The organism is Blastopirellula sp. SH421 (assembly GCF_057808535.1).
Genome location: NZ_CM173712.1, coordinates 5,286,575 through 5,309,454, shown reverse-complemented (window position 1 = coordinate 5,309,454; position 22,880 = coordinate 5,286,575). Strand labels below are relative to the sequence as shown.

Sequence of the window (22,880 nt, the reverse complement as noted above, 5' to 3'; positions counted from 1 at the left end):
TCCGATTTGAGCTGATCGGCATTAAAAAAATCGATCAGCTCAACAAAATTGGATCGCTTTTTGGCGGTTGCGGGATTTTTTTCCTTGCGCTGCGGTGACCCGTGGTAAACGGAGAGAGTGGAAGAGGATTGTCAGCAGCGTGACGAAGATCAGGCTTATTCTCAGCGGGATGATTTACGGATGCCTTTATCCATACAGAAGTCTATTGCCACCAATTGCAGCAATAAGTGGGATCGCGTGGGGGGGAGCGGAGTCGGTTTAATTCGTCTGCAATTGCACTACTGGGAGATAGGGGAGAGTTGCACGGCGAAGGGACGAAACAGGGAATCGTTGCGCTAGGAAGGATTGCAAGGATTATCGCGGTTGTCAGGTGCTGAGATCGAAATTGGTAAGCGATCCAGGCCTATCAATGCTCCGCCACCCTGGGGTTGCAACGTTTTTAGCGAAGATAGTTCATTCTTTATCTCCGAATCCCGTATAAATCCGTAAATATTCGAAACGCCTCTCCGCTACAGCGTAAATTTTGATCACCCAGGATCGCGCTCTACAAAACGAACGCAGTCGCTCTGCCAAGGCAAATCTCATGAATGAACTCGTTCGAGTGTTATTAGTCGAAGACCATTCTTCCGACGCACTGACTATTCAGTACCATCTCGAAAGTTGTTCGGAACTAAGGATGTCAGTCGATCGCGTCGCTACGCTCAGCGATGCGATCACGGCTGTGCACGATCATTGCTACGACGTACTGATTGTCGACATGGGGCTTCCGGATAGTAGTGGATTGGCCAATGTCACTCGCCTGCGTGAGGCCGCTCCGTCGGCGACGGTCATTGTGCTAACGTCCGATGATGATGAGGGGGAAGCTCTCGAAGCGATTCGTCATGGCGCCCAAGAATACCTCTCGAAGCAGCATCTTCGCGGGCCACAATTGACGCGTACGATTCGTCACTCGATTACGCGCCAGCAACATCTGCTGACAGCCCAGTCGCAAGCGATGACTGACGCACTAACCAGCATCGGAAATCGCCGCGCGTTTGAACGAGAAGCGAACCGCCGGATTCACGAGTATCAACGACTGGATGTCCCGTTCTGTTTGACGATCTTTGACATTGACCATTTCAAACGTATCAACGATCAGTGGGGCCATGACATCGGGGACAAGACCTTGCGAGTCGTTGCCGATAGTCTTGATAACGAATTGCGTGCTACCGACATGGTGACGCGATTGGGGGGAGAAGAATTTGCGGTCATTTTTGTCGCGACTCAGTTGGCCGAAGCGCTGATGGTTTCGCATCGCGTGCGGGCCAAGATCGGTGAGATGTGCGGCGCTAGGATTCAGGACGAACTGCGTTTGACGATGAGTGGAGGAGTAGCGGAAGTTCGCCCCGGCGACGACCTTCGTTCGCTGCTAAACCGAGCCGACGAAGCGTTGTATGTCGCCAAGAATAATGGCCGCGATCGCTGTATGGCGCATGACGGCACAATTATTTCCGCTGTAGTCACCCCGGCCTTGGCAACTTAAGTTTGCCGGACCTTTACGGCGCTGGTTTCGCTGGATTGTCCTTATTAACCAACGGTAATCGATAGCAAGCCGCTTCTTGCGAATTACGAACGTACAGGCGATTGCCGACGACGACGGGATGGTTCCAGGTCTTGCCTTCCAATGCGGGCAGTTTCGCCAGTTCGATCCGCTCATTTGGATCGGCTTTGAGCAGCACCACTTCACCCTCTTCGCTGATAACCAGCAGCAAGTCGCTATCGGCAAGCAACAGTACTTGTCCTTTGCCGTAACGCCCTCCCTTCCAGTTGCGATCGCCGGTCTCTAGGTTAATGCTGCCGAATATCGCCACATCAAATCCATACGCGTTGCCCTGATGGACGACCATGTCGTTGAAGTCGGGCTTCATGTTGCGTGATGTCCATTGCTCTTCGGCCGTAATCTGCTCGCCGGTTTTGTTAATCCGCAGCGAGCGCGTGCCGGCGCCTAATCCGGTTGGAACCAAGATCGTGTTGGCGTCGACTACTTCTGGCTGAACCGCGCGGTAGCCTTCGTAAGGCCACTCGTAATTGAGTCGTATGCTTCCGGTCGTCGGCTCGATCAGATCGATTCCGGTATTGGTCAGCATCATAATCAGCGACTCGCCGGCAATCGTCGCCAACTGCGGAGAACTGTAGGATTGCGCGCCAGACGGCGCGGACCAACGGATCTTGCCTGTTTCGGCATCCAGTGCGAGTAATCCCTTGTCGCCGGGAGCGCCGGCGTAGATCACCACCAGCGAGTCAACAACCAGCGGCGACGACGAAAAACCCCACATCGGCGTTTCTCGCTCAGCCAACTTTCGGAGATCTTGCTGCCAGAGGATGTCGCCGGTCGCAGCGTCCAGGCGCATCAAATAGCCAGTTGAGCCCATCGCGTACAACGCGTCGCCTGCCAAAGTTGGTGTTGCCCGTGGTCCAGGCCCGCCAAGCGGATCTTCAATGCGGGCCTTGATTTCCTGCTTCCAGATTTCTCGGCCGGTGTCAGCGGAGTAACAGACAACCGCCTCGTTGTCGCCGCGTTGCTCTTGGGTGAAGAGGAAATCTCCCGCGACCGCAAACGACGACCAACCAGGACCGACGACAATTTTCCACAGCAGTTCCGGCGGGTTTGAGTTCCAGTCGCTGTCGATCTTGGGGCCATGTTGACGAGCATTGCGCTGCGGCCCGCGAAATCCTGGCCACGCAGGATCGGCAAGCGCCTGTTGCATGTTGGTCTCGACGAAATCGGCCGGCTCGGCTTTATTTTGTTGCGCCAGCAGTCTTTCCTGATTGGTTGGCGTCCACCGCCACGCGACGGTCATCTCGAAATTTCCCCACATGCCGGAGCTACGCAGCAATGTCGAGAATCCAAAGCCAACAGTCGCGATAATGATTGCAATGATTGTGCGGCGAAACGAGAGCATCTGGGAGCAAGCGATCGCCGCCAATGCAAAGCCAGCCATGCCCATCGGAAGCGTGATGGTGAGCGTCCCTGGTCCCAACATCGACTTATCCACACTGACGAGTGTCGCCATCAAGGCTGCGATGATCCCGACCAAACCGGTCACGCGTTCGTACCATGCGGCGCGACTAGCAATCAGCCACCACAGCAGGATCGCGATACCGCAAAGAGCCGGACCAAACGCTGCCGACATCCAAAGCATCGGCGGGCCATCCTCCAGCATGCGCGGTAGAAATCGCAGCACGACCATCCCCGCTAAGAGCAGGATGGGAGGCCAGATCCGAAGCGATTGGGATCGTGGTTTTTTGGGGCTGGGGGCTGCGATCGTTTCGCTCGATTCTGTGCTCATCGTAACCAATCCTGGCAAAGAGAAGAAAAGAAAGCAGCGATGGGGATTCTGCGGAGCATTTCAATTCTGGTCCGCTGAATTTGGTAGGACTGCAGGCGGTCAACTCAACTGGCTAGACGCGGTGATATTCGAAATCGCGAGTCTGGATTTTTAAGCCTTCGGCTTCGATACCGTTGAGCGGATAGGGGAGAGTTGGCCTATTATCCCAACCGACGCCGCCGGATTGGCCGGAGTCTGGAGAGATTGCTCCATCAGCAAAAGCATGAACCAATCAGGCATCACCCCCCGACCTTGCGGTCAGCACATCCTTAAACTCACGAGCAGCAACTTAGGTGGAGATCGCCAGTGGGCGTCCGATGAGAGACCTCGCTGGCTTCATTTTCAGAATGATAGAGGTCGAATCGCGTGATGCCAACCGGAGCCTAGAAGTGATGCCAAATGTGCTAAGGGAGTAATTGGTCTCGCAGGTGAAGGATTTGTGGCGTCTTGTCGCGATTTAAAAAACGCCCAAAAACGAAAATCGCGGAAGGCGCTTTTAGCCCTACCGCTTATCGAAATGGGGATCGATTGGCAAGCTTAGCAGGGCTGGCCCGGAGCCGATTGTGATTGCGAATTTTGTTCGACAATTTTATATGATATTACGTGACATTTCGGGGAACCTTGTTATTTTAAAGTTCTCTCATGCATGTTTCTGGCGAGCGATGTTCCCCCCCTTCGACTCACCAGCCCTCGACGATCGTGCTGCTATTGACGCCGTGCGATCGGAAATGCGTCTTCTTACGTCAATTTTTTGATTTCTCGGAGGAATTTCCTCAATGCGCAAGATTGCTGGTCATTACCGATACGCCGTCGGTTTGTTCTGCCTACTGCAGGCAGTTGGATGCTACGCCGAAAAAGATGCATTGAATCGACAAGCCGTATCCGGGGAAGTCACCCTGCATGGTGAGCCGGTTGGTTTCGGTTCGATCTCATTTGAAGCGCTGGAGTCATCGCATCGGATGAGTAGTGGAACATCGATCGAAAATGGACGATTCACGATTCAAGCGAACCAAGGGCTCCCTCCAGGCGAATACACCGTGCGGATAAGCTGTCCCGACCTGAAGTCAGCGCCGATACCCGTTGATTTCATTCCTGGCGAAACTCGATCAGTCGCCAAAGAGCTTGCACCTGCGGCTTGGAATACGCGTAGCAAGCAAAAAGTCGCAGTAGTCGCTGGCGAAGAAAACAACTACGAGTTTTCGATTCCCTAGACGCGACGTTTGTCTCAAGTTCTGCAACATGTCTTTACCGCACAAATTAAGTCTTACAGGAGCTTTCTATGTTTTCGAAGAAGTCGATGACCCGCGGGTTCACACTGGTTGAACTGCTGGTTGTAATCGCAATTATCGGCGTCCTAATCGCCTTGCTGCTGCCGGCTGTTCAGCAGGCTCGAGAAGCGGCTCGTCGCATGCAATGTAGTAATAATCTGAAGCAAATCGGGTTGGCGATGCACAACTATCACGATACGCATCGCAGTTTGCCGGCCGGCAACTACGGGGCCAGCTGGGGTACTTGGCAGCTGGCGGTCATGCCGTTCATGGAGTTGAACGCGATGTACGACAACTATGACAAGACGCAAGAGGATCCTGCTTACAGCTACGGAATGGCGGAAAATCTGGATGTCACCACGGTACAAATCCCCGCATTTACTTGTCCCACCGATCCGATGGCGATTGATGAAGGACAAATTACGATGCACAACTATGCGGCGAACTACGGGAATACCGATTATTTGCAGCAAACGGTGAACGGCGTCGCGTTTGGCGGCGCTCCGTTTCAGCAAATCCAGCCGTTTAAGAACCCGGCGAATCGCTTCTTTGGTTTGCGGGACATTGTAGATGGAACGTCGAATACGTTGCTTGTAGCCGAAGTGCTTCGCGGCGGCGGCAGCGGTGCATCGACTGACTTGCGTGGCTACACGTGGTGGGGCGATGGCGCCGGATTTGAGACCTATCTTCCCCCCAACGCAGCGCAGCCTGATCCGATTTACAACGCGGCCCTCTGCAAAAATCGGCCCGAAGCTAACTTGCCTTGTACGGTAATCACATCGAGCAATCCAGGGATGTTCGCATCTCGCAGTCAGCACCCAGGCGGCGTTCAGGCCGTCTTGTGCGATGGCTCGACTCGCTTCATTCCAGAAACGATCGCGATCGATAATTGGCGAGGTTTCTCGACGACCCGAGGGAACGAAGTCCTGGGTCAGTTCTAAGAGGTTCTACTAGAAATTCAAAGCCGGAGGTGCATGAAAGCATCGCCGGCTTTTTTTATCCGTTCTAGGTTCAGCCGTAGCCATTCCGACCGTAAGCCAGGCGAGAGACCAGATCCTGAGCGGTTGGGATCGCGATGTTTACTTTGTGGGAGTTGCGGGAAATCGCTACTCTTCGGCATCATCTTGAAAAGCCGAGATCGGCGGCTCCTCGGTATCATCCCAGATGCCAATCCAGCGACTTTGCAGATGGGTGTCAAAGAAGTGCAGCCATGTGCGACGGGGAATTTTGCCATCGCGAAGCGTCTGTGTAATGACCGCGGCCGCCTCGGGCAAGTGAATAATTGCGAGATCGATGTAGCTGTAGCGAAGCCCAGTTCCGCCGCCGATTGCGCAACCGAGACCAGCCGCGCGAAGCGCCGCATCAAGCGCGTCCTCGATTTCGGCTTTGTCCCCAAATTGGCAGGCGTCAAGGTCCTCGCCGCTACCGTCGACCTTGACGTAGCAAAAAATCTCGCCACAGTTTGAGTAGCGCGCCGAGTCAAACATGATCGGCGAATGGGCCGCCATCCACATGGTCTGATAGGCGGTGCGAGCGATGGCCAGGTCTCCTCGTTCCGTATAGTCCTCGGCCTGTTCCGGCTTGAGTTCATATAAGAAGTTCTCCGAGCCTTCGCCGTCGGCGCTAATCATTTCAAACAGCGGGCGATCAGGCAGCGTGCTTTGAATTTGTTCGATCAGCTGATTGACTACCGGTTTCAAATGATCGAGCGGTTCAAACTGATCCGCCTCTTCGCTGTCGAGCGGTGATGCAAGGATATAACCGATCCAGCGATTCAGGACTTCTTCGCCAACCAAAGATTCCATCGCAACGAACGCCTGATGCATCGATGCTTCGTCTTGCTCAGCAAAATGAGGAGCGCAAATCTGGACTGTGATTCGGTTCAACTCGTCGATCGCAGCGCGAAAGGTGGCTTGGCTAAGATCGCCGCCGGTACGAGCCTCGACGGTATGCAGCATCATTTCGACCGACTCAGACTGGCGATATGCGTAAAACTCCCAGCCGTCGATTTGCGGCGCCGCTTGAATGATCGCGGTCGCCAGCGGACGAAGTTCATGCCGCGACTCAGGCGTGATCACTAGGCGATGTCCCTTGCCGTGGACCGCAGGCCCAAACTCCCACATCAGCTGAGGATGAATCGCTTGCAAATTTGCAAACATCCATTGCTCTAAGTTCCATGTCTGTTCGCGATGGAACAGCGCAGCAATGTCATTGCGTTTTGACTGGAAGGCGCTCCACCAAGCGCTGATCGCGTCTTGTTTTTCAGACATGGCGATTCAATTTGTGAAGAAGAGATGGAATGCAATAAGCTCGAGGTCTGATCACCGGCCGAGCTTGACAACGCCTGCGAGTATAAACGATGACGCCGGCAGATACGCCTGTGCGCAAAGAAAATATTACTGCGTATCGAACGAAGAATTTCGCCAAGGATTATTCGGATCTGCAAGCGGCGATCTTAGTTGGCGTGGGCGGATCGCGTCAACGCAGGCCGAAGTCCAGGACCTGTCCAGGGAGGATCGATCGCAGCAAGCAGCAATGACGCCGCTGCGGCGGTCCATACCGAGAAACTAAGCGGCCCTTCGGGGCCGGTGCTAAAGGTCATGCTTAACGCAAAGATCAGTAGTAGTCCGCCGCTGGCCATCGCGGCAGGTCGAATCGCGATGCCCAAAAGCAGCGCAGCCGCAATCAAGATTTCTAAAAGGGTCGCCGTCCATCCGGCGATGTTCGCGAAGTTCGGCGGCAGGTACCACAGTAGCATCTGCGTGTAGGTGAGGAACCGGTCCATGTTGCCCCATGCTACTTCGCGAGAGCCAAGGTGGGTCCAGATTCCAAACCGATCCGCAACCGCCGAAAAGAACGAAGCTGCGAGCGCCACACGAGTGAAGAGTGCGGCAATCGGAAGAAAGCGGGATGCGGATGGAGTCACAAGCTTGCTCTTCACAGTGGCTGTCAATCAGGATCAACGCTGCATTTGGCAACGAGTCTTGATTCTAGTACCGATCTGGCCTCGATCCAGGTCCACTTCGCGGTGATTGGAGGGGGCCAATTTGGCTCGTCCCAACATTGAACTATTTCGACTTCAGTTCAAACGCAAAGACGTTTTGCGTTTCGCCGCTTACCTCGGAGATTAACTTCGTTTGCTTGTTGTATTTTGGCGGCACAAGCGATTGGGTCGGAAAGTCCATCGCCATTTCATCGGCGGAGTTCGCCCCGCTGGCCGGAAGTGGAATAACCGACGTAATCGAGACCTTGTAGCGACCAGGTGGGAGCCCTTGTGCGGAAGAGATCGCGAAGCTGCCGTCGTGGATTTCCGTTCCCGAGACGAAGGGGCCTTGCTCTTCTGGCATAAAGACGATTGATCCAGTAGCCAGCGGCTGGCCATCGAGAGTGATCGTCCCTTCGATCGCTTGGCGGCCCAAAGGATCTTTGGTCGTTCCAAAGCAGCCGGTCATCATCAGGCAAACTACTGCGATCAACCGAAGTGACGATGAGAAAGTCATATCTGTTTCCAGCAAAAAAAAGAGCAACTCAAGCCACTGTCGGCAGACTCAGATCAAAGAGATCTGGCTGCGACTAATTTCCTGACAAAACTTCCTGGCCAGATATCGTGCTCAGCCCGCGAATCAAATTGACGTCGATATTGTTGCTAATAAAACGAACCGAGCCATCGCACTGCAGTGAGTGAGCGCCGCCTGGATGACGGCTACGCAGCGAAAGCAAGTAAGCGAAATTTGTGCCAGCCGTACAGGGTTGATCCGGCGTGCTGGCGCAGTAAACGCTGATGTCAGGGATCGAGGTATTGGGCGGAAGATTACCTGATACCAGCGTCAGATAGGCGTATTGGAGTAGGCCGCGATAGTCTCCCTCTTTGGCGCCGACGCGGATCTCCCCTGTCAGCATCGTGTTGGACAAGCCATCAGTGATCTTCGCGAACTTGGTTGCATAACCGGTGTAAGTGATCGAGAAGTCAAACGGTCCTGGAGAGAACGTAACGCCGTGGGCGTCGCTCTTGTCGAGGTGTCCATTCCCCAGGTTCGCTGCGTAGTTGTACTGAACGACGTTATTAAAATGGGCCGCTTCATTATCGCTGGGGCAGCGCATGGTCGTGATCGACGTTTGACTGAGCGTGCGATTGGGAGCAGCGGAATAGAAGTTCGTCTTTTCATCGTAGGCGTCAAACATTGCGCCTTGTTCGATGTAAGGCAGAATGCGGCGGAACCAAGTCATCTGGACGTTGGCGCCCGCTTTGTGGGCGCTAGCAATCCAATCTTTGTTACCGCGCCCTTTAAGCGTCGCCGTGATGCATTGGAGAGGCCTTTGAAACTCGCGTGAATACGCAGGCAGTATCGGTCAAAGGTTCATGGTTGATATTCAAACGCACCGCTGGGGAATGAGCCACGTGATGCTACACCGACTGTCCCGTGTGATGCTCCGCCGAGAACTCTTCGATCAATTGTCCGCAAAAGGCAGCCAAATCGTCTGGCTTACGACTGGTGATCAAGCCATCATCGGTGACGCACTCTTGATCGAGCCATTCGGCGCCGGCATTGATTAAATCGGTTTTTAAGCTGGGCCAGGAAGTAACCTTACGCCCGCGAACGACATCTGCTTCGATCAACAGCCAGGGACCGTGACAGATTGCCGCTACAATTTTTCCTTGTTCAAAAAATTCGCGGACAAATTCCACACAGCGCGGATCGGTTCGCAGAGAGTCAGGATTGGCGACTCCGCCTGGGAGGATCAATCCGTCATAGCGGCCGGAATCTACCTGATCGATGGTGAGATCGACTGAGAACTTCTCTCCCGGCTGATCGTGATGCATTCCTTGAATGTCTTGGGAGTTCGGCGAAATCAATTCGACATCGGCTCCCGCAGACCGGAGGACTGCCATCGGCTGGGTCAATTCTACTTGTTCGAAACCATCGGTTGCGAGAATTGCGATTCGTTTTCCCTTCAACGAGTCGGACATGCTGGCTCTCCATGAGATAGGCCTTTTTTGGGGCGTCAGTCAAGGCAGCGTGCCGACGACGCGTTCAAAGTGATTCTGCACTACCTTTCGGATAGGTGCAGACAGCATGCCAACCGGTAGAAAAGTCGTAAGTCGCTAAACTTGAACGCGAGAAGCTTCGCGCAGCGATTTCTGCTCGCCCATGCTGGTCGATCGGCGATCAAGAGTTTTGGCTTATGCGGCGCGGCGAAGCTCGGGATAACCAAAGCCCGAAGCGGCGTCGTTCCAGCGACGAATCGCCACGGCGACCAAATGCCCGCCAAACGCAACCGAAAGTTTCATCGCGTGCTGCGCCTTGAGATGACGTCCCACTTGCGGGATGCAATCGAGATCACACTCTGGGTCAGGGGTTCGCAGGTTGGAAGTTGGCGGTACAAAACCATCACGCAGCGCCAGCGTAGTAATCGCCAGTTCAACGCTACCTGACGCGTTGACCAAATGTCCCAGCATCGATTTCATGCTGCTGACGCAGGTCCGCTGAGCTTGGATGCCAAACGCGGCGCGAATGCCGCGGATTTCGTTGATGTCGTTCTGTTTGGTGCCGGTACCGTGGCAATTGACATACTCAATGTCACGCGGAGTCAGGTCACTGACCCGCATCGTGTCAGTGATTAATCGTTCGAGCGCCACGCTCTCCATGTCGAGACCCGTTACGTGATGGGCTTCGGATAGGCAGCGGCAACCGAGGATCTCGGCATATATTTTAGCGCCGCGTGCTACGGCATGGCTGAGTCGTTCGATTACGAACATTGCCGAGCCTTCCCCCATGACAAAGCCGTTGCGATGTTTATCAAATGGGCGGCACGAGTTTTTGGGGTCTTCGCTATCAGAGAGAACCCGCATGCTGCGAAATCCGGCTGCAAACAGGGGATCAATTGATTCTCCGCTGCCCACCAAGGCGATATCGCATTGATTGTCACGAATAGCGCGGACGGCGCTCATCATGTCGACCAAGCCGCTGGCGCAAGCGGTCGAATGACAAATTCGCGGGCCCATCAAGCCGTACCGATTGGCGATCTCACCGCATGAAGTATTCGGATAAAGCTGATTCCACCAGTTTACGCCGGAGGTGATCCAGTTTACGGGACGTCCAGCCAGGATGCTGCGTCCGGCGGCGTCTCCCATGTGACCGCTGATGGCGCAGCCAAAGCGTTCAAGGTCGACGTCGGTCAGATCGATTTTTGAATCAAGGATTGCCTCTTCGGCCGTAATGTTGTTTAGCAACATCGGTTTCATGATGTCGCGATTCATATTCGGTAGATCGACCGGGGCTCCCAGAACCATGTTGTCTGGAATCGGCGTCAGTCCGGTGATTCGACGGATTCCGCACTCTCCGCGCTGGATAGCGCGCCACGTTGACTCACGATCCTGACCGACCGAGGTGATCATGCCGATCCCGGTAATGACGACAGGTTCTGTAGAGAGATGTGAAATCACAGGGTAACCAAATGGACAACGAATTCCGGACAGGGCAAACGGTTGGATTGCGGTGGTCGCAGGAGCGGGGCGAAGAGTACGACAAATCGCGATCTGCCTCCACACCAATTTCTGGGAGCACAGCAATGTGGGATTTCGGCCCACTTAGCCGCGGTCCAACGCAAATTGTGGAAAAGTTTGCCCGTGGCGCTTGCGAATTGGGTTAGATCCGCTACACTTCCAGACGTGGGATTTGAGCCCACTGAGGGAAAACTTTAATCAATCTTGTGGGAAATTAGCCCGTAACCGGATTTAGGCTCCGCCCGCACAACTGTTGGGGATCTCCGCGACAGATATGGCCAGCGCTGACTTCATCCTGGGGGAATTTAATCGCAAGATTGACGAACGATATCGTTTGTCGATTCCGACCGAATTGGCGGAACCGCTGTGCGACGATTCGGCTGACCTAATCCTGGTCAAAGAGCGTCCAGGCTGTCTTAGTTTGTGGAACTCCACTCACTGGAAGGCCAAGCTCGATGCAGGGGTCAACTTGGTGAAAGCCAAGATTGACGCTGGCCGGTTAGAAGGTCGGATCGCCGACGTGCAGATGCTGGGTCGCTTGTTATCGACTAGGCAACGCAACGTACAGTTGGCGGCCAAAGGGCGGTTGCTGATTCCGGAAGGTTTTCGCGAATTTTTAGGAGTAGAAGCGGGCGGCGAAGTGCTGGTTGTCGGCGCCGCAGTATGTGTCGAACTTTGGCGAACTGACGCTTGGCTGGCGAACCTAGAGCAGCAGATGCCTGAATTCCGCGGACTCCTCGACGGCTTATCCAACTAAGACTTATCCCACGCAACCTTACACACGTACCCCCGGTGATTGTTATCGACTAAGCGTCAACTGAGTAATGCTGTTTAGTCCACAGCGAACCTTAGATTGATGGCAAGACACATCCAAGGATGGCAATTTCGGCATGGAAGCCGAGCTTTTAGTCGATACTGCACCGATAAGCGGCCGCTGAATCTAGATTAGTCCCCTGGATTCAGCGGCTTTTTCTATGCGCACTTCATCCTGAATCCGTTGCGCGAATGCAGGGGATGCGGCCTCTCGCCCAGATGACGGATCGATCCCTAGGATCCCTAGACACTAAAGCCCAATGAAGTCAGGGCTTGCGGGAGTATTCACCCGCGATATCGAGCAGTCGAAGAGGGAATAAATATTTTTTTAAAAAACCAGGCAGGCTTGATTGACTAAGATTGTGCATTATGCATAATCCTGGAGTGCGACTTTAGGGGGGCGCCTCCCCTTTTTTGAGATGGAGCTACTGCCTGATGTCTACGATCCAATCTTCCCAAAGTGCGAAAGTGATTTCAGGTTCGCTGCGCATGGACATCTTTTCGCAGATCTTGCTCGCGATCTTTCGAGGAGAGTATCCCGCAGGCGCCCGGCTGAAAGTGCAGCATGTCGCTGCTCAATTTGGGGTAAGCAGTACGCCTGTGCGCGAGGCCTTTGTCGAACTGGTTGGATTGGGTGTGATTGAGATGGTTCCCAATTGCGGGGCCACGGTCTCTCCGTTCGGCGACCAGGAAGTTCGCGAGATCTACCATATTCGTCGATTGCTGGAAGTCGAAGCGATGCGCTGTGCCTGCGACTGTGACGATCTGGCGCCGTTCAAGCGGCTTCAGCAAGAAACCATCGCGATGCAATCAGCCTATCGAGACAAAGATTGGGGCATTCGATGTCTCGAGCTGGATCGACTGACCCACGACGCAATTGTGAATGCAGCCGGCGTCAAACGCCTAGCGACGGAGATCAATCGCTACAACCGACTGATCCACATGATGAGGTTGTTGCTGCGACATCAAGACAAATATCTGGAGCCGGTTTTGACCGAGCATTTGATCTTTTTCGAGCCGTTGCTGCGGCGAGACAAAGATGCGGCCGGAAGAGAAATGGCGCGCCATATCGACGCGACTTGCGAGCGAGTTGTCGAGGGGATTTTTTCCTCGGATCGCGTGGTGAATTAACGAGTGCTGTAAGCGTGGAACGATCGCTGCCGCGTATCGAGTCCCCTCTAATCGACGATCTATTCTGAATCACAAAATTCTCTTTTCCCTCATCTAATTCATTTTTTCATCGCGGAGATGGACGATGGTTTGCAAAAAATCAGGATTTACGCTGGTCGAACTGCTGGTGGTGATCGCCATTATCGGCGTTTTGATTGCGCTGTTGTTGCCGGCGGTGCAGCAAGCGCGGGAAGCGGCTCGTCGCATGTCCTGCACCAACAATCTGAAGCAACTGGTCTTGGGGCTACATAACTACCATGACACGCATCTGAAGTTTCCGCCTGGCATGATCTATCGAGATCCACTCCCCGGCACATCGGCCGTCAAGCGAACTCCCTTCTGTATTCATCTCTATCCCTATATCGAACAAGGCTCCGCTTACGATCTCTATGATCACAACACAAGCTGGCATGAAGGGGGAGCGACACATAAAACGGTACGGACGACGCCGGTGCCGGCCTGGCAATGTCCCAGCGATCGCGACGCGGTGATCCTCGACACGGCAGCTTTATGGGGGGATCCTGGCGCCAGCATCAAAGGCAACTATGGTCTGAATTGGGGGCGAAATACGTTTATAGACCAGGGAGAGAAATCGCCGTTTAACAACAAATTTGGGGCCAACTTTCGTGACATCACCGATGGCACGACCAACACGTTGGCGATGATGGAAATGCTGAAGCCGGTAAGCGAAGCCAAAGAGTATCGGGCTTGGATTTGGAACGACGAGCCAGACGCCTACAGCTTGATGACGCGCGTAGGTCCTAATAGCAGCGTGAATGATCTGACTGATCTGTGCATCAACGAGCCGGGGCGATTGCCTTGCACGGGATTGGGAACGTCGTTGCCGACCAAGAATAACGCCAGCGTCGCATCACGCAGCATGCATCCCGGCGGCGTGCAAGTCAGTCTCTGCGATGGATCGGTACGGTTCATTACTGAAACAATCCAACTCACCGTCTGGCAAAGCCTTAGTAGCATGGCTGGCGGCGAAGTGGTGAGTGATTTTTAACCCTTCCTTTCCACTCGGTTCGCTATCGACCTTTTTTATCGCGAAGCGATCCTGTTGAAGAACCGTCCCATTCTGTAAAGGCAACTGCGGTGCTAAGCAAAGCCCGCAGCTTCACTATCTGCACACAATCAGCTTGAGGGAATATATCAGCGATGTCTAAATCTCCTCTCTTCCTCGGCGGAATCTTATTGCTCTCAGGCCTACTCAGCGCCGGTTGCGGCAAGCCTCCGTCGGGTAACCAGATCGAAGTATCAGGCAGCGTGACGCTTGATGGAACGCCGCTGCAAACGGGAGCGATTACCTTCATCCCGCTTAACCAAGGGCAAGCGGTCGGAACGACGATCGACGCTGGCAAGTACAAAATTGATGCACAGAAGGGGCCAATCCCGGGAGAGTACAAGGTCGAAATCGATTCAACGCACCCGACCGGCAAGCTAACGCAAGACTCGTTGGGAAATGGAACTTCGGAAGAATACGTGAACTTGGTTCCCGCAAAGTACAATCGAAAGTCTGAGCTGACGGTTCAATTGCAACGCGATGGCGGCGACTCTAATTTTGCGTTGTTTAGCAAACCGTAGCACGCCGTCTGAAGCAACGATTTTATCGAGCCTAGAAAAGCTTCTCTTGCGTAGCAGCAAGATCGCATCTGTCCTCCCCGTATTCTCCCGCCAAAAAAAACATCGAACGTTTGACGTGCGTCTCGTCAAAATGGATTAACACTGCATGACTCTCTTCAAGTCCATTTCGATTCTTCGCTGCATCTTGCTTTCTTTGGCGATCTGCCAGACTGCGATCGCTGAGCCTGTCGTTTCGTCAGATTCCTCGCAAGTTATTCATCAGTTTCTGCAACAAACTTGTTACAGCTGCCATGATGAGTTTTCTGCCGAAGCAGATCTTGTGCTTGCGGAGATCCCGTGGGATCTGCGGGACGTAAAAGTGCGTCGTCGCTGGACGCAAATTCATGATCGAATTGCAGCCGGTGAAATGCCACCCGATCAAGACGACCTTGAGGACGCTGATCGAGCGGCGATCTTGGCGACGCTAAAACGATCGATCGCGCAAGCCGAAAAAGTGGAGATCCAGCAACAGGGTCGCAGTCCCTTGCGTCGGCTAACACGTTCAGAATACGAAGACAATTTACGTGATCTGCTTCAACTGCCGCAGCTGGATGTGGCCGCTCGGTTGCCCGAGGATCGCCAGTTTCATGGGTTTACAAAGGTCGCTGATTCACTGGATATGTCGAGCGTGCAGCTAGACGCCTATCTCGATTCGGCCCTCGCGGCGCTTCAGCAGGCAATCGCCAGCGGAGTCGAGCCGCCGCAACAAGTGCAGCATCGCTTTACAGGCACTCAGCTCTTTCCTGCAGGCGAGACATTCGGTGGACGCGAGGCGATGTTCTTCGCACGTAACAACAAAATGATTTCCAGCAGTCGTGTCAACGAATTGACGCCGCAAGAGCTTGAAGCAGCTCCCGTCGAACTGGCGTTATTTCGTTCGGCCACCTGGCCTTATTTTGGATATCCGCGCGGCTTTATTGCTCGCGTCGAGGGAGAATACAAGATTCGCTTTGCTGCGCGAGCCGTGCGACAGTTGCCTGGCTTTCGGCTGGCGCCGGCCTATGATTCGCTGCCGATCAGTTTTCGGGCGCGACAACCATCTGGCGCTGATGTTTCGGGCGATGTTCGCGAGACCGGCGGATGGATCGATTTGCAGCCGGAAATGAAGACATTCGAAACAACGATTCTGCTGAAAGCAGGCGAGACCTTCGAGTATAGTCTGCTCGGCTTACCGGTGCCGTTTATCCGGACCGACGGCGGATTCTTCTATGACTTTCCGCCGATGCCTGACACGGGACATCGCGGCGCCGCTTTTGCGTGGCTGGAAGTCGCCGGCCCGCTTTCACCGCCGCAGTGGCCAACTGCTTCGCATCGCGTTTTGTTTGGCGACCTTGCGATTGGACCGCCTGAACCAAGCAGTCGCCTACCGGTCGCGGTAGTTTCGCCGCAACCGAAAGCGGATGCGCGCCTGCTGTTTCTGCGGTTCGCCGCGCAAGCCGCACGCGGGCCGATTTCTGCGGATGTTGCAGAACCTTATCTGCGTCTGATCAACGCCGAACTTGACGCAGGCGTCCCTTTTGCAGATGCGATGTTAAAGGGATACCAAGCGCTGCTCTGCTCTGGTCATTTTCTTTACCTCACCAATCCTCGCGACAATCCGGCAGCCCTGGCCGCGCGCCTTTCGCACTTTCTGTGGAACTCGCGTCCCGATGAGGCGCTGTTGCAAAAGGGAGAAAAGGGTGAGTTGGACAATGCGGAGCAGTTGCAAGCGGAAGTGGACCGCATGATTCTTGACCCGCGATTTGATCGCTTTGTCAAAAACTTCACCGAGCAATGGCTCAACCTCAGCGACTTGCGCCGTGATCTGCCCGATATCCGACTCTATCCCGAATATCGCAAAGATGACTACCTGGTTGATTCGATGGAGCAGGAGACGCAAGCTTTTTTTGCGGCGATGATTCGCGATAACCTGCCGATCACGACCATTGTGGATTCGGATTTCACCTTCCTGAACGATCGCCTGGCCGCTCATTACGGATTAGCGCGGCAAAGCGGATCGGCGATGCGGCGCGTCGAATTGCCAGAGTGGAGCCCCTATGGCGGTTTGCTCACCCAGGCGTCCGTTCTGAAGCTGACGACTGATGGCACGACCACTTCCCCGGTCAAGCGTGGAGTGTGGGTGATGGATAAGCTGATGGGACAACCTGCGCCGCCTCCTCCCAAATCGATCCCGGCGATCGAACCAGATATCCGAGGAGCTACGACCGTTCGGCAATTGTTGGCGAAGCATGCGGCCGCAGAGTCTTGCGCCGCTTGTCATGCCCGCTTCGATCCCGTTGGCTTTGCGCTGGAAAATTTTGACGTGATGGGGGCGTGGCGCGATCGATATCGAAGCATTTCGACCGGCGAGGAAATCACCGGAATTGATCGTGCAGGGCATCCCTTTAAGTACCGTATCGCAGCCGAAGTGGACGCGGCAGGCAAACTACTGAGCGGGGAGCAGTTTGAGGATGTGCATGAATTGAAAATGTTGCTATTGGCCAATCCTCGCCAACTCGCTCGCAACATGCTGCATCAATGGACGCTTTACGCGACCGGCGGGGCGGTGCGATTTTCGGATCGCGCTGAGATCGATTCGATTCTCGATCATTGTGCGGCCAACGGCTATCGTACGCGCGACCTGCTGCATCAATGGATCGCAAGTCCGATCTTCACTGACGTTGAAAGGACTCGGTAGACGATGACCAACTCGCACTCCAACGCTCTCACTTTCAAACGCCGCCGCTTTTTAAAAGGCTTAGGCGTTTGTCTTGGCTTGCCGTTGCTCGACTGCTTCCGACCGCTCTATGGCGATTCGATTCCCGCTGGTGAAACGCCTCGCCGGATGTTGCTGATCTCGAACAATCTGGGCGTCTTGCCGACTCCCTTTTTTCCACAACAAAGCGGCGCAGATTATCAGTTGTCTCCCTATCTGCAAGTGATCGGCGACCAGCGTAAAGACTTTACCGTGTTTAGCGGTCTGTCGCATCCAGCCGTCGTAGGAGGTCATTCAACCGAGAATTGTTTTCTTACCGCAGCGCGAGATCCGACTCGCAGCGGTTTTCGTAACTCGATTTCCCTCGATCAATTTACGGTCGAACAACTCGGTCAGCAAACGAGATTTCCGACGCTCAACCTAGGCGTCAACATAGACAAAGCGAATCGCAGTTTGTCTTGGTCGCGCGACGGCGCATTGCTGCCGGCCGAAGATAGTCCCTCCGCTTTGTTTCGACGGATGTTTGTGCAGGGATCCAGCAGCGAAGTGGAACTGCGCCTGCATCAATTACAGCAACGCAGCAGCATCTTGGACGTCCTGTCAGAAGATATGCGTCATTTTCAACGCGGGCTAGGAAGCGACGACCAACATCGACTCGATCAATACTTTACGTCGGTGCGCGAGCTAGAACAACGATTGCATGCCGCCGGTACTTGGGAACAACAACCGAAGCCTGTCATCGAGCGGGAAGAGCCGGTCGACATATTGGACAAATCGCAGTTCTTCTCCAAGCTAGAGCTGATGCTCACGATGGCTCAACTGGCGCTAGAGAGCGATTCGACTCGCATCATCACGCTGATGGTCGACGCGTTTGCAACCGGCGTGTTTGAGATTGATGAACAGGAAAAGTCGCTCGACGGATATCACAATCTGAGCCATCATGGTCAATCGCCAGAAAAAATTGCCCAACTCGAAAAGGTTGATCTACAGCAATTTCGAATCTTTGGAGAGTTGCTAAAGAATCTGGCTGTTCAACCTGACGGTGACGCCCGATTGCTGGATAGCACGATGGTTTTGTTCGGCAGCAACATGGGTGACGCTAATATCCATAGCAACACCAACCTGCCGATCCTGCTGGCAGGCGGCGGTTTTCGACACGGCCAGCATCTTGCGTATCGCCAAGATGACAATACGCCGCTGTGCAATCTGTTTGTCAGCATGCTGCAGCGCATGGGAGTTGAAGTAGATCGCTTCGCCAGCAGTGCCGGCACGTTGACGGGGCTTGCATCGACTGCTTCGTAAGGGAAGCGTCTGCATTGCGCAGGAGTCGCGATGGCAAGACCCCGTTTGAGATGTTCGCGGCGGATCAAAAAAAATAGCTGGACGTGCGGCGAGTGGCTAAGCTAATCGTGTCGCCTCGTTCCTAGTTAAGAACGATGTGCAGGCGAGTTCTCTCTTAAGCCGGCGGGCCCGTGATGTTTCTCTTCTTCCTTTTTCTGATTCTGGTGACGATCCTCGTCTTCGTTGCGAAAGAGGTCACCAACTACCGAGGCATATGGGGCTGCTCCCTCTTTCAGCAATTGGTAATAGTGACTCTGCTGGCGCCGGGAGACGGTGGGGCGTGGGCGCGGAATGTCGCTTTTATGTTTGCGACACTGGATGCTTTCGGCTGGTTGCTGCGCAACGATCTGGGCCAATCCGCCGAGCAGAAAACGGAGGTTGGCTGGTGCTTTCGCCTGGGCATCCTCACGGCGCCTATCGTGATCGCGTTTGTATATACCGTGGTCAGAGACGGTGGGTAGAAACGCTGCCGTCTCTGGGCTCTCAGCCAGCCAACGCGTTGCTGCTCACAACCTTATGGCCATTGCCGCAACAACGGCATAGATTGCAGCGAATGTCAGCAACGTGGGAATACCGAATTGCCAGCCGCGCCGGCCGAGTTGTTTCGATATCAAAAATCCCCATCCGAACCCGATGCAGTTAAACAAAATCGCAATGCCCCAAGCTGCGAAAGGAAGCACCAAGCTCGAGATAACTTGAAACGCAATACTTACATCGTTTCGAGGCGATTGTTGAATGCCCAACACAATGAGTTCCAGGATCGCTCCCATTCCTAAAAGAATCGCAATCGCGAAGCCCAAGATTAGTCCGGGGAACTCCTTTGCGGTAGATGTTCCAACTAGCGCGCCAATCAGCAATTGAACGAGCAAAAAGAGGTAGTATCCGCTCGACATCTTGCAGACCCGTCGGCTGGTTCAAGACCCAGTATGTTGAAAGTTTGCGCTAAGGATCGGGAAGTGATCGCCGACCATATTCATTGCCACGCAAGGTCGTGGCAATGACGCACAAATTGATTTACTTCTTGCCCTGCTGAGACATCGCAAAGTAGCCCATGCGTAGATCGTGTAGTGCGTGTTCGATCATCTCGGCTTCGTCGGTCGAGAGATTTCCTTTGGTTTTCTCTTCGATCACACCCAGCAGATCGATCATGTGCTTGGCCAGCGGCAATTCGACCATTGCCTGGCCGGTTTCGGGATGGGGGATTTGTCCCATCGCGGCGAAGGCCTGGGTGGCCAGCATCGAGACAAGCATCCGAAAGTCGGGCGGCGGCAGCAGGCTGGGATCGAACTTCGACTTGCTAGCGGCATTAGCCGGCGCCGCGGCGGTTGGTTCTTCCGCCGCTGGAGTCACTGCAGGCGTTTCTTCGGTCTGCAGCTTTTTCTTTTCCTGCTGGACCTGATCTTTCCAGTCAGAATCCACGATGATCTTTTTCTCTTCTGCGGAGTCGTCGGTCATGGTATTTGCTTTCCGTGGTGTCGACTACGTTTCGGCCGGCTCTTCGGTCGGTGAAGCATTGGGCGCTGACTTGCTACGACGCACAATTGCGGCAGCAACAAAATCCGCGAACAACGGCTGAGCCTGGATCGGTTTCGATTTGAACTCCGGGTGGAACTGCACGGCGACAAACCAGGGATGATTTTCATTCTCGATGATCTCCACCAGTGAGCCGTCAGGCTTCAGTCCCGAGAATCGCAATCCATGTTTGATGAACTGCTCACGATACTTGTTGTTGAACTCATATCGGTGGCGATGCCGCTCATTGATCTCTTCGTGGCCGTACGCTTCAAAGGCATGCGTGCCGGGGACCAGTTTGCAATCTTGAGCGCCTAGTCGCATGGTGCCCCCTTTGTCGGTGATGTTTTTTTGCTCGTCTAGCAAGCAAATCACCGGGTGCGGCGTATCTTTGGAGAACTCGGTCGAGTGAGCTCCTTCTAGGCCGACCACGTTGCGGGCAAACTCAATTGCGGCGCACTGCATCCCCAAGCAAATGCCGAGGAACGGAATGTTCCGTTCGCGAGCGTAGCGGATCGCTTCGACTTTCCCTTCCACGCCGCGTTCGCCAAATCCGCCGGGGACCAAAATGCCGTCATAGCCAGAGAGCAACCGCTCGGCGCCTTCGGATTCGATCGATTCGCTTTGAATACGGCCGATCCGAATTTGCGAGCGATGGGCGATGCCGGCATGATCGATCGCTTCGTAGATCGACTTGTAGGCGTCTTTGTGTTCGGCGTACTTACCGACGACAGCGATGCTGATTTCGGTCTCTGGATTGCGGAGCGTATGCAGAATCTCTTTCCACTGCGTCAAATCAATTTCGCCGCGGGGGAACCCAAATTTTTTGGCGATCAGGTGATCCAGCCGATTTTCGTGCAGACTGAGCGGGACTTCGTAGATCGAGAAATCTTTGTCCTTCTCTTCAATGACCGCTTCAATCGGCACATTGCAGAAGAGGGCGATCTTTTCGCGGTCGTCATGACTCAGGTTGCGTTCGGTGCGGCAGATCAAAATATCGGGCTGGATACCAATTTCACGCAATTGACCGACCGAGTGCTGGGTCGGCTTGGTCTTTAGCTCGGCTGCCGCTTTCAGGTAGGGAACCAGCGTTAGGTGGATATACAGACAGTTTTCTTTGCCGGCGGTCAGTGAAAACTGACGAATCGCTTCCAAAAACGGCTGGCTTTCGATGTCGCCGACGGTGCCGCCGATCTCGGTGATCACCACATCGGTTTCTTCGTCACCCAGCTTTTGGATAACACTTTTGATTTCGTTGGTGATGTGGGGGATCACCTGGACGGTTTTGCCCAAAAACTCGCCGCGACGTTCTTTGTTGATGACCGACAGATAGATCTGGCCGGTGGTGTAATTGGCGTCGCGGGTCAGCGGGCTATTGGTGAAGCGTTCGTAATGGCCCAAATCCAAGTCGGTTTCGCTGCCGTCATCCAGCACATAGACTTCGCCGTGCTGATAGGGACTCATCGTGCCGGGATCGACATTGATATAGGGATCGAGCTTTTGCAATTTCACGCGGAGCCCGCGTTGCTCGAGCAGCATGCCGATGGAGGCGCTGGTCAACCCTTTGCCGAGTGAACTGACCACGCCGCCGGTCACGAAAATATGCTTGGTCATGAACCTTCCCTGCAATTGCAGCAATTTGCTGCTAGCTTTTGTCCGAGAGACGTTACCGCCAGACGATCGGCAGTAATCGATAATTTGCGTCAGAACTCCCTAATCGCCCTCAGGCAGTTGCTTAAGGGCGTGAGAGACGCAAGAGACTAAACCGGTCAGGACCGTCAGCCCTGGGGCTTTATCTTAGCAAGCAAGCTTGCGGCTGACAAATGCCGCATAGTCGCTGGGGGTATCGATCCCCGAGGAGGCTTCGTTGACGACGCCAACGTGAATTGACTCGCCCATCGACAGAACTCGAAGCTGCTCCAGACTTTCCAGCTTTTCGACTTCGGTCCGCGGCGCCGCGGCAATCCGTAGCAGAAAATCGCGACGGTAGGCGTAAATCCCCAAGTGCATCAGAAAGTGGGGGGGCTCGGCCTGGAGAACGGCGTCATCCCACTCGCGAACGAACGGAATCTGGCTACGGCTAAAATAGAGCGCTTTCCCTTTTTGATCACAGACCACTTTGACGCAGGCCGGATCCGAAAGAAGTGCTTTGTCCCGAATCGGAGTCGCCAAAGTCCCCATATTATGGCTGGGGTTCTCTTCCATCATTTTGATCAACGCGTCAATCGAGGTCGACGCGATCTCGGGCTCATCCCCCTGAACGTTGAGCAGTAGGTCAAATTCGGGCAATTGCTGGGCTGCTTCGGCCAGTCGATCTGTTCCGCTGGCGCACGACTCGCTGGTCATGATCACGTCGCCGCCGAATGCTTTGACCGCGTCTCGGATCGATGGATGATCGGTCGCGATGACGACTTTTTCGGGTCGTAAAGCTTCGATCGCTGCTTCGTAAGTGTGCTGTATCAAAGGCTTTCCGGTTTCGGCCAGCAGCATTTTGAGCGGCAGTCGCGTCGAGGCCAGGCGAGCCGGGATAATAACAGCCGTACGCAGATGGAGACGAAGCGGGGATTGGGGAGCCATGACGA

The 22,880-nt window shown here is 54.4% G+C and carries 21 protein-coding genes; 10 read left to right on the top strand and 11 right to left on the bottom strand.

Going from position 1 to position 22,880, the window contains the following annotated elements; genetic code table 11:
• Positions 1–583: 583 nt before the first annotated feature.
• On the top strand, positions 584–1,522 hold the full coding sequence (locus tag SH421x_RS21405) for a GGDEF domain-containing protein (protein ID WP_488852053.1): 939 nt from the start codon (positions 584–586) through the stop codon (positions 1,520–1,522).
• Positions 1,523–1,535: 13 nt separating this feature from the next.
• On the opposite strand, the gene SH421x_RS21400 is transcribed toward SH421x_RS21405, so the two are convergent.
• Positions 1,536–3,329 (bottom strand): PQQ-like beta-propeller repeat protein, encoded by a 1,794-nt coding sequence (locus tag SH421x_RS21400; protein WP_488852052.1) that lies wholly within the window; start codon positions 3,327–3,329, stop codon positions 1,536–1,538.
• Between the two features lie 815 nt (positions 3,330–4,144).
• Here SH421x_RS21400 and SH421x_RS21395 point away from each other — a divergent pair.
• Both SH421x_RS21395 and SH421x_RS21390 read left to right on the top strand, forming a co-directional pair.
• On the top strand, positions 4,145–4,579 hold the full coding sequence (locus SH421x_RS21395) for a carboxypeptidase-like regulatory domain-containing protein (protein WP_488852051.1): 435 nt from the start codon (positions 4,145–4,147) through the stop codon (positions 4,577–4,579).
• 68 nt (positions 4,580–4,647) lie between these two features.
• On the top strand, positions 4,648–5,577 hold the full coding sequence (locus SH421x_RS21390) for a DUF1559 family PulG-like putative transporter (protein ID WP_488852050.1): 930 nt from the start codon (positions 4,648–4,650) through the stop codon (positions 5,575–5,577).
• A gap of 165 nt (positions 5,578–5,742) precedes the next feature.
• Here SH421x_RS21390 and SH421x_RS21385 read toward each other — a convergent pair whose 3' ends face one another.
• The 6 genes from SH421x_RS21385 to SH421x_RS21360 all read right to left on the bottom strand — a co-directional run bounded on the left by SH421x_RS21385 (position 5,743) and on the right by SH421x_RS21360 (position 11,081).
• Complete coding sequence (locus tag SH421x_RS21385; RefSeq protein WP_488852049.1) at positions 5,743–6,906, bottom strand: hypothetical protein; 1,164 nt, start codon at positions 6,904–6,906, stop codon at positions 5,743–5,745.
• Between the two features lie 185 nt (positions 6,907–7,091).
• Positions 7,092–7,562, bottom strand: a complete 471-nt coding sequence (locus tag SH421x_RS21380; protein WP_488852048.1) for a DoxX family protein — start codon at positions 7,560–7,562, stop codon at positions 7,092–7,094.
• A 142-nt stretch (positions 7,563–7,704) separates the two neighbouring features.
• On the bottom strand, positions 7,705–8,136 hold the full coding sequence (locus tag SH421x_RS21375; protein WP_488852047.1) for a peptidase associated/transthyretin-like domain-containing protein: 432 nt from the start codon (positions 8,134–8,136) through the stop codon (positions 7,705–7,707).
• A 73-nt stretch (positions 8,137–8,209) separates the two neighbouring features.
• Positions 8,210–8,899, bottom strand: a complete 690-nt coding sequence (locus SH421x_RS21370) for a DUF1559 family PulG-like putative transporter (RefSeq protein WP_488856472.1) — start codon at positions 8,897–8,899, stop codon at positions 8,210–8,212.
• Between the two features lie 142 nt (positions 8,900–9,041).
• The gene (locus tag SH421x_RS21365; protein WP_488852046.1) at positions 9,042–9,605 is read right to left on the bottom strand and encodes a type 1 glutamine amidotransferase domain-containing protein; all 564 of its coding nucleotides are present in this window, start codon (positions 9,603–9,605) and stop codon (positions 9,042–9,044) included.
• Between the two features lie 213 nt (positions 9,606–9,818).
• Positions 9,819–11,081 (bottom strand): beta-ketoacyl-[acyl-carrier-protein] synthase family protein, encoded by a 1,263-nt coding sequence (locus SH421x_RS21360; protein WP_488852045.1) that lies wholly within the window; start codon positions 11,079–11,081, stop codon positions 9,819–9,821.
• 334 nt (positions 11,082–11,415) lie between these two features.
• Here SH421x_RS21360 and SH421x_RS21355 point away from each other — a divergent pair, with 334 nt between their 5' ends.
• From SH421x_RS21355 to SH421x_RS21325, 7 genes are all read left to right on the top strand, one after another.
• The gene (locus SH421x_RS21355; protein ID WP_488852044.1) at positions 11,416–11,898 is read left to right on the top strand and encodes a division/cell wall cluster transcriptional repressor MraZ; all 483 of its coding nucleotides are present in this window, start codon (positions 11,416–11,418) and stop codon (positions 11,896–11,898) included.
• 491 nt (positions 11,899–12,389) lie between these two features.
• Positions 12,390–13,085 carry a GntR family transcriptional regulator gene (locus SH421x_RS21350; protein WP_488852043.1) on the top strand — a complete coding sequence of 232 codons (696 nt, stop codon included), beginning with the start codon at positions 12,390–12,392 and terminating at the stop codon, positions 13,083–13,085.
• A gap of 124 nt (positions 13,086–13,209) precedes the next feature.
• Positions 13,210–14,133, top strand: coding sequence for a DUF1559 family PulG-like putative transporter (locus tag SH421x_RS21345; protein ID WP_488852042.1), 924 nt, complete (start codon positions 13,210–13,212; stop codon positions 14,131–14,133).
• 152 nt (positions 14,134–14,285) lie between these two features.
• On the top strand, positions 14,286–14,711 hold the full coding sequence (locus SH421x_RS21340) for a hypothetical protein (RefSeq protein WP_488852041.1): 426 nt from the start codon (positions 14,286–14,288) through the stop codon (positions 14,709–14,711).
• A gap of 145 nt (positions 14,712–14,856) precedes the next feature.
• Positions 14,857–17,427 (top strand): DUF1592 domain-containing protein, encoded by a 2,571-nt coding sequence (locus SH421x_RS21335; RefSeq protein ID WP_488852040.1) that lies wholly within the window; start codon positions 14,857–14,859, stop codon positions 17,425–17,427.
• A 3-nt stretch (positions 17,428–17,430) separates the two neighbouring features.
• Positions 17,431–18,747: a DUF1552 domain-containing protein gene (locus SH421x_RS21330; protein ID WP_488852039.1), complete on the top strand. Its 1,317-nt coding sequence runs from the start codon at positions 17,431–17,433 to the stop codon at positions 18,745–18,747.
• Positions 18,748–18,920: 173 nt separating this feature from the next.
• On the top strand, positions 18,921–19,247 hold the full coding sequence (locus SH421x_RS21325) for a hypothetical protein (protein WP_488852038.1): 327 nt from the start codon (positions 18,921–18,923) through the stop codon (positions 19,245–19,247).
• A gap of 45 nt (positions 19,248–19,292) precedes the next feature.
• Here SH421x_RS21325 and SH421x_RS21320 read toward each other — a convergent pair whose 3' ends face one another.
• From SH421x_RS21320 to kdsB, 4 genes are all read right to left on the bottom strand, one after another.
• Entirely contained in the window at positions 19,293–19,679 is a 387-nt protein-coding gene (locus SH421x_RS21320) for a hypothetical protein (protein ID WP_488852037.1), read from the bottom strand.
• A 121-nt stretch (positions 19,680–19,800) separates the two neighbouring features.
• The gene (locus SH421x_RS21315) at positions 19,801–20,241 is read right to left on the bottom strand and encodes a DUF1844 domain-containing protein (protein ID WP_488852036.1); all 441 of its coding nucleotides are present in this window, start codon (positions 20,239–20,241) and stop codon (positions 19,801–19,803) included.
• Between the two features lie 24 nt (positions 20,242–20,265).
• Positions 20,266–21,912: a CTP synthase gene (pyrG, locus tag SH421x_RS21310; protein ID WP_488852035.1), complete on the bottom strand. Its 1,647-nt coding sequence runs from the start codon at positions 21,910–21,912 to the stop codon at positions 20,266–20,268.
• 183 nt (positions 21,913–22,095) lie between these two features.
• Positions 22,096–22,875 carry a 3-deoxy-manno-octulosonate cytidylyltransferase gene (gene kdsB, locus SH421x_RS21305; RefSeq protein ID WP_488852034.1) on the bottom strand — a complete coding sequence of 260 codons (780 nt, stop codon included), beginning with the start codon at positions 22,873–22,875 and terminating at the stop codon, positions 22,096–22,098.
• Between the last annotated feature and the right edge of the window lie 5 nt (positions 22,876–22,880).

Coding starts and splice junctions, on each gene's coding strand:
- SH421x_RS21395 (WP_488852051.1), top strand. CDS start 4,145: ATGCGCAAGATTGCTGGTCATTACCGATACGCCGTCGGTTTGTTCTGC.
- pyrG (WP_488852035.1), bottom strand. CDS start 21,912: ATGACCAAGCATATTTTCGTGACCGGCGGCGTGGTCAGTTCACTCGGC.
- SH421x_RS21330 (WP_488852039.1), top strand. CDS start 17,431: ATGACCAACTCGCACTCCAACGCTCTCACTTTCAAACGCCGCCGCTTT.
- SH421x_RS21320 (WP_488852037.1), bottom strand. CDS start 19,679: ATGTCGAGCGGATACTACCTCTTTTTGCTCGTTCAATTGCTGATTGGC.
- SH421x_RS21400 (WP_488852052.1), bottom strand. CDS start 3,329: ATGAGCACAGAATCGAGCGAAACGATCGCAGCCCCCAGCCCCAAAAAA.
- SH421x_RS21365 (WP_488852046.1), bottom strand. CDS start 9,605: ATGTCCGACTCGTTGAAGGGAAAACGAATCGCAATTCTCGCAACCGAT.
- SH421x_RS21345 (WP_488852042.1), top strand. CDS start 13,210: ATGGTTTGCAAAAAATCAGGATTTACGCTGGTCGAACTGCTGGTGGTG.
- SH421x_RS21355 (WP_488852044.1), top strand. CDS start 11,416: ATGGCCAGCGCTGACTTCATCCTGGGGGAATTTAATCGCAAGATTGAC.
- SH421x_RS21335 (WP_488852040.1), top strand. CDS start 14,857: ATGACTCTCTTCAAGTCCATTTCGATTCTTCGCTGCATCTTGCTTTCT.
- SH421x_RS21350 (WP_488852043.1), top strand. CDS start 12,390: ATGTCTACGATCCAATCTTCCCAAAGTGCGAAAGTGATTTCAGGTTCG.
- SH421x_RS21385 (WP_488852049.1), bottom strand. CDS start 6,906: ATGTCTGAAAAACAAGACGCGATCAGCGCTTGGTGGAGCGCCTTCCAG.
- SH421x_RS21405 (WP_488852053.1), top strand. CDS start 584: ATGAATGAACTCGTTCGAGTGTTATTAGTCGAAGACCATTCTTCCGAC.
- SH421x_RS21375 (WP_488852047.1), bottom strand. CDS start 8,136: ATGACTTTCTCATCGTCACTTCGGTTGATCGCAGTAGTTTGCCTGATG.
- SH421x_RS21325 (WP_488852038.1), top strand. CDS start 18,921: ATGTTTCTCTTCTTCCTTTTTCTGATTCTGGTGACGATCCTCGTCTTC.
- SH421x_RS21340 (WP_488852041.1), top strand. CDS start 14,286: ATGTCTAAATCTCCTCTCTTCCTCGGCGGAATCTTATTGCTCTCAGGC.
- SH421x_RS21390 (WP_488852050.1), top strand. CDS start 4,648: ATGTTTTCGAAGAAGTCGATGACCCGCGGGTTCACACTGGTTGAACTG.
- kdsB (WP_488852034.1), bottom strand. CDS start 22,875: ATGGCTCCCCAATCCCCGCTTCGTCTCCATCTGCGTACGGCTGTTATT.
- SH421x_RS21315 (WP_488852036.1), bottom strand. CDS start 20,241: ATGACCGACGACTCCGCAGAAGAGAAAAAGATCATCGTGGATTCTGAC.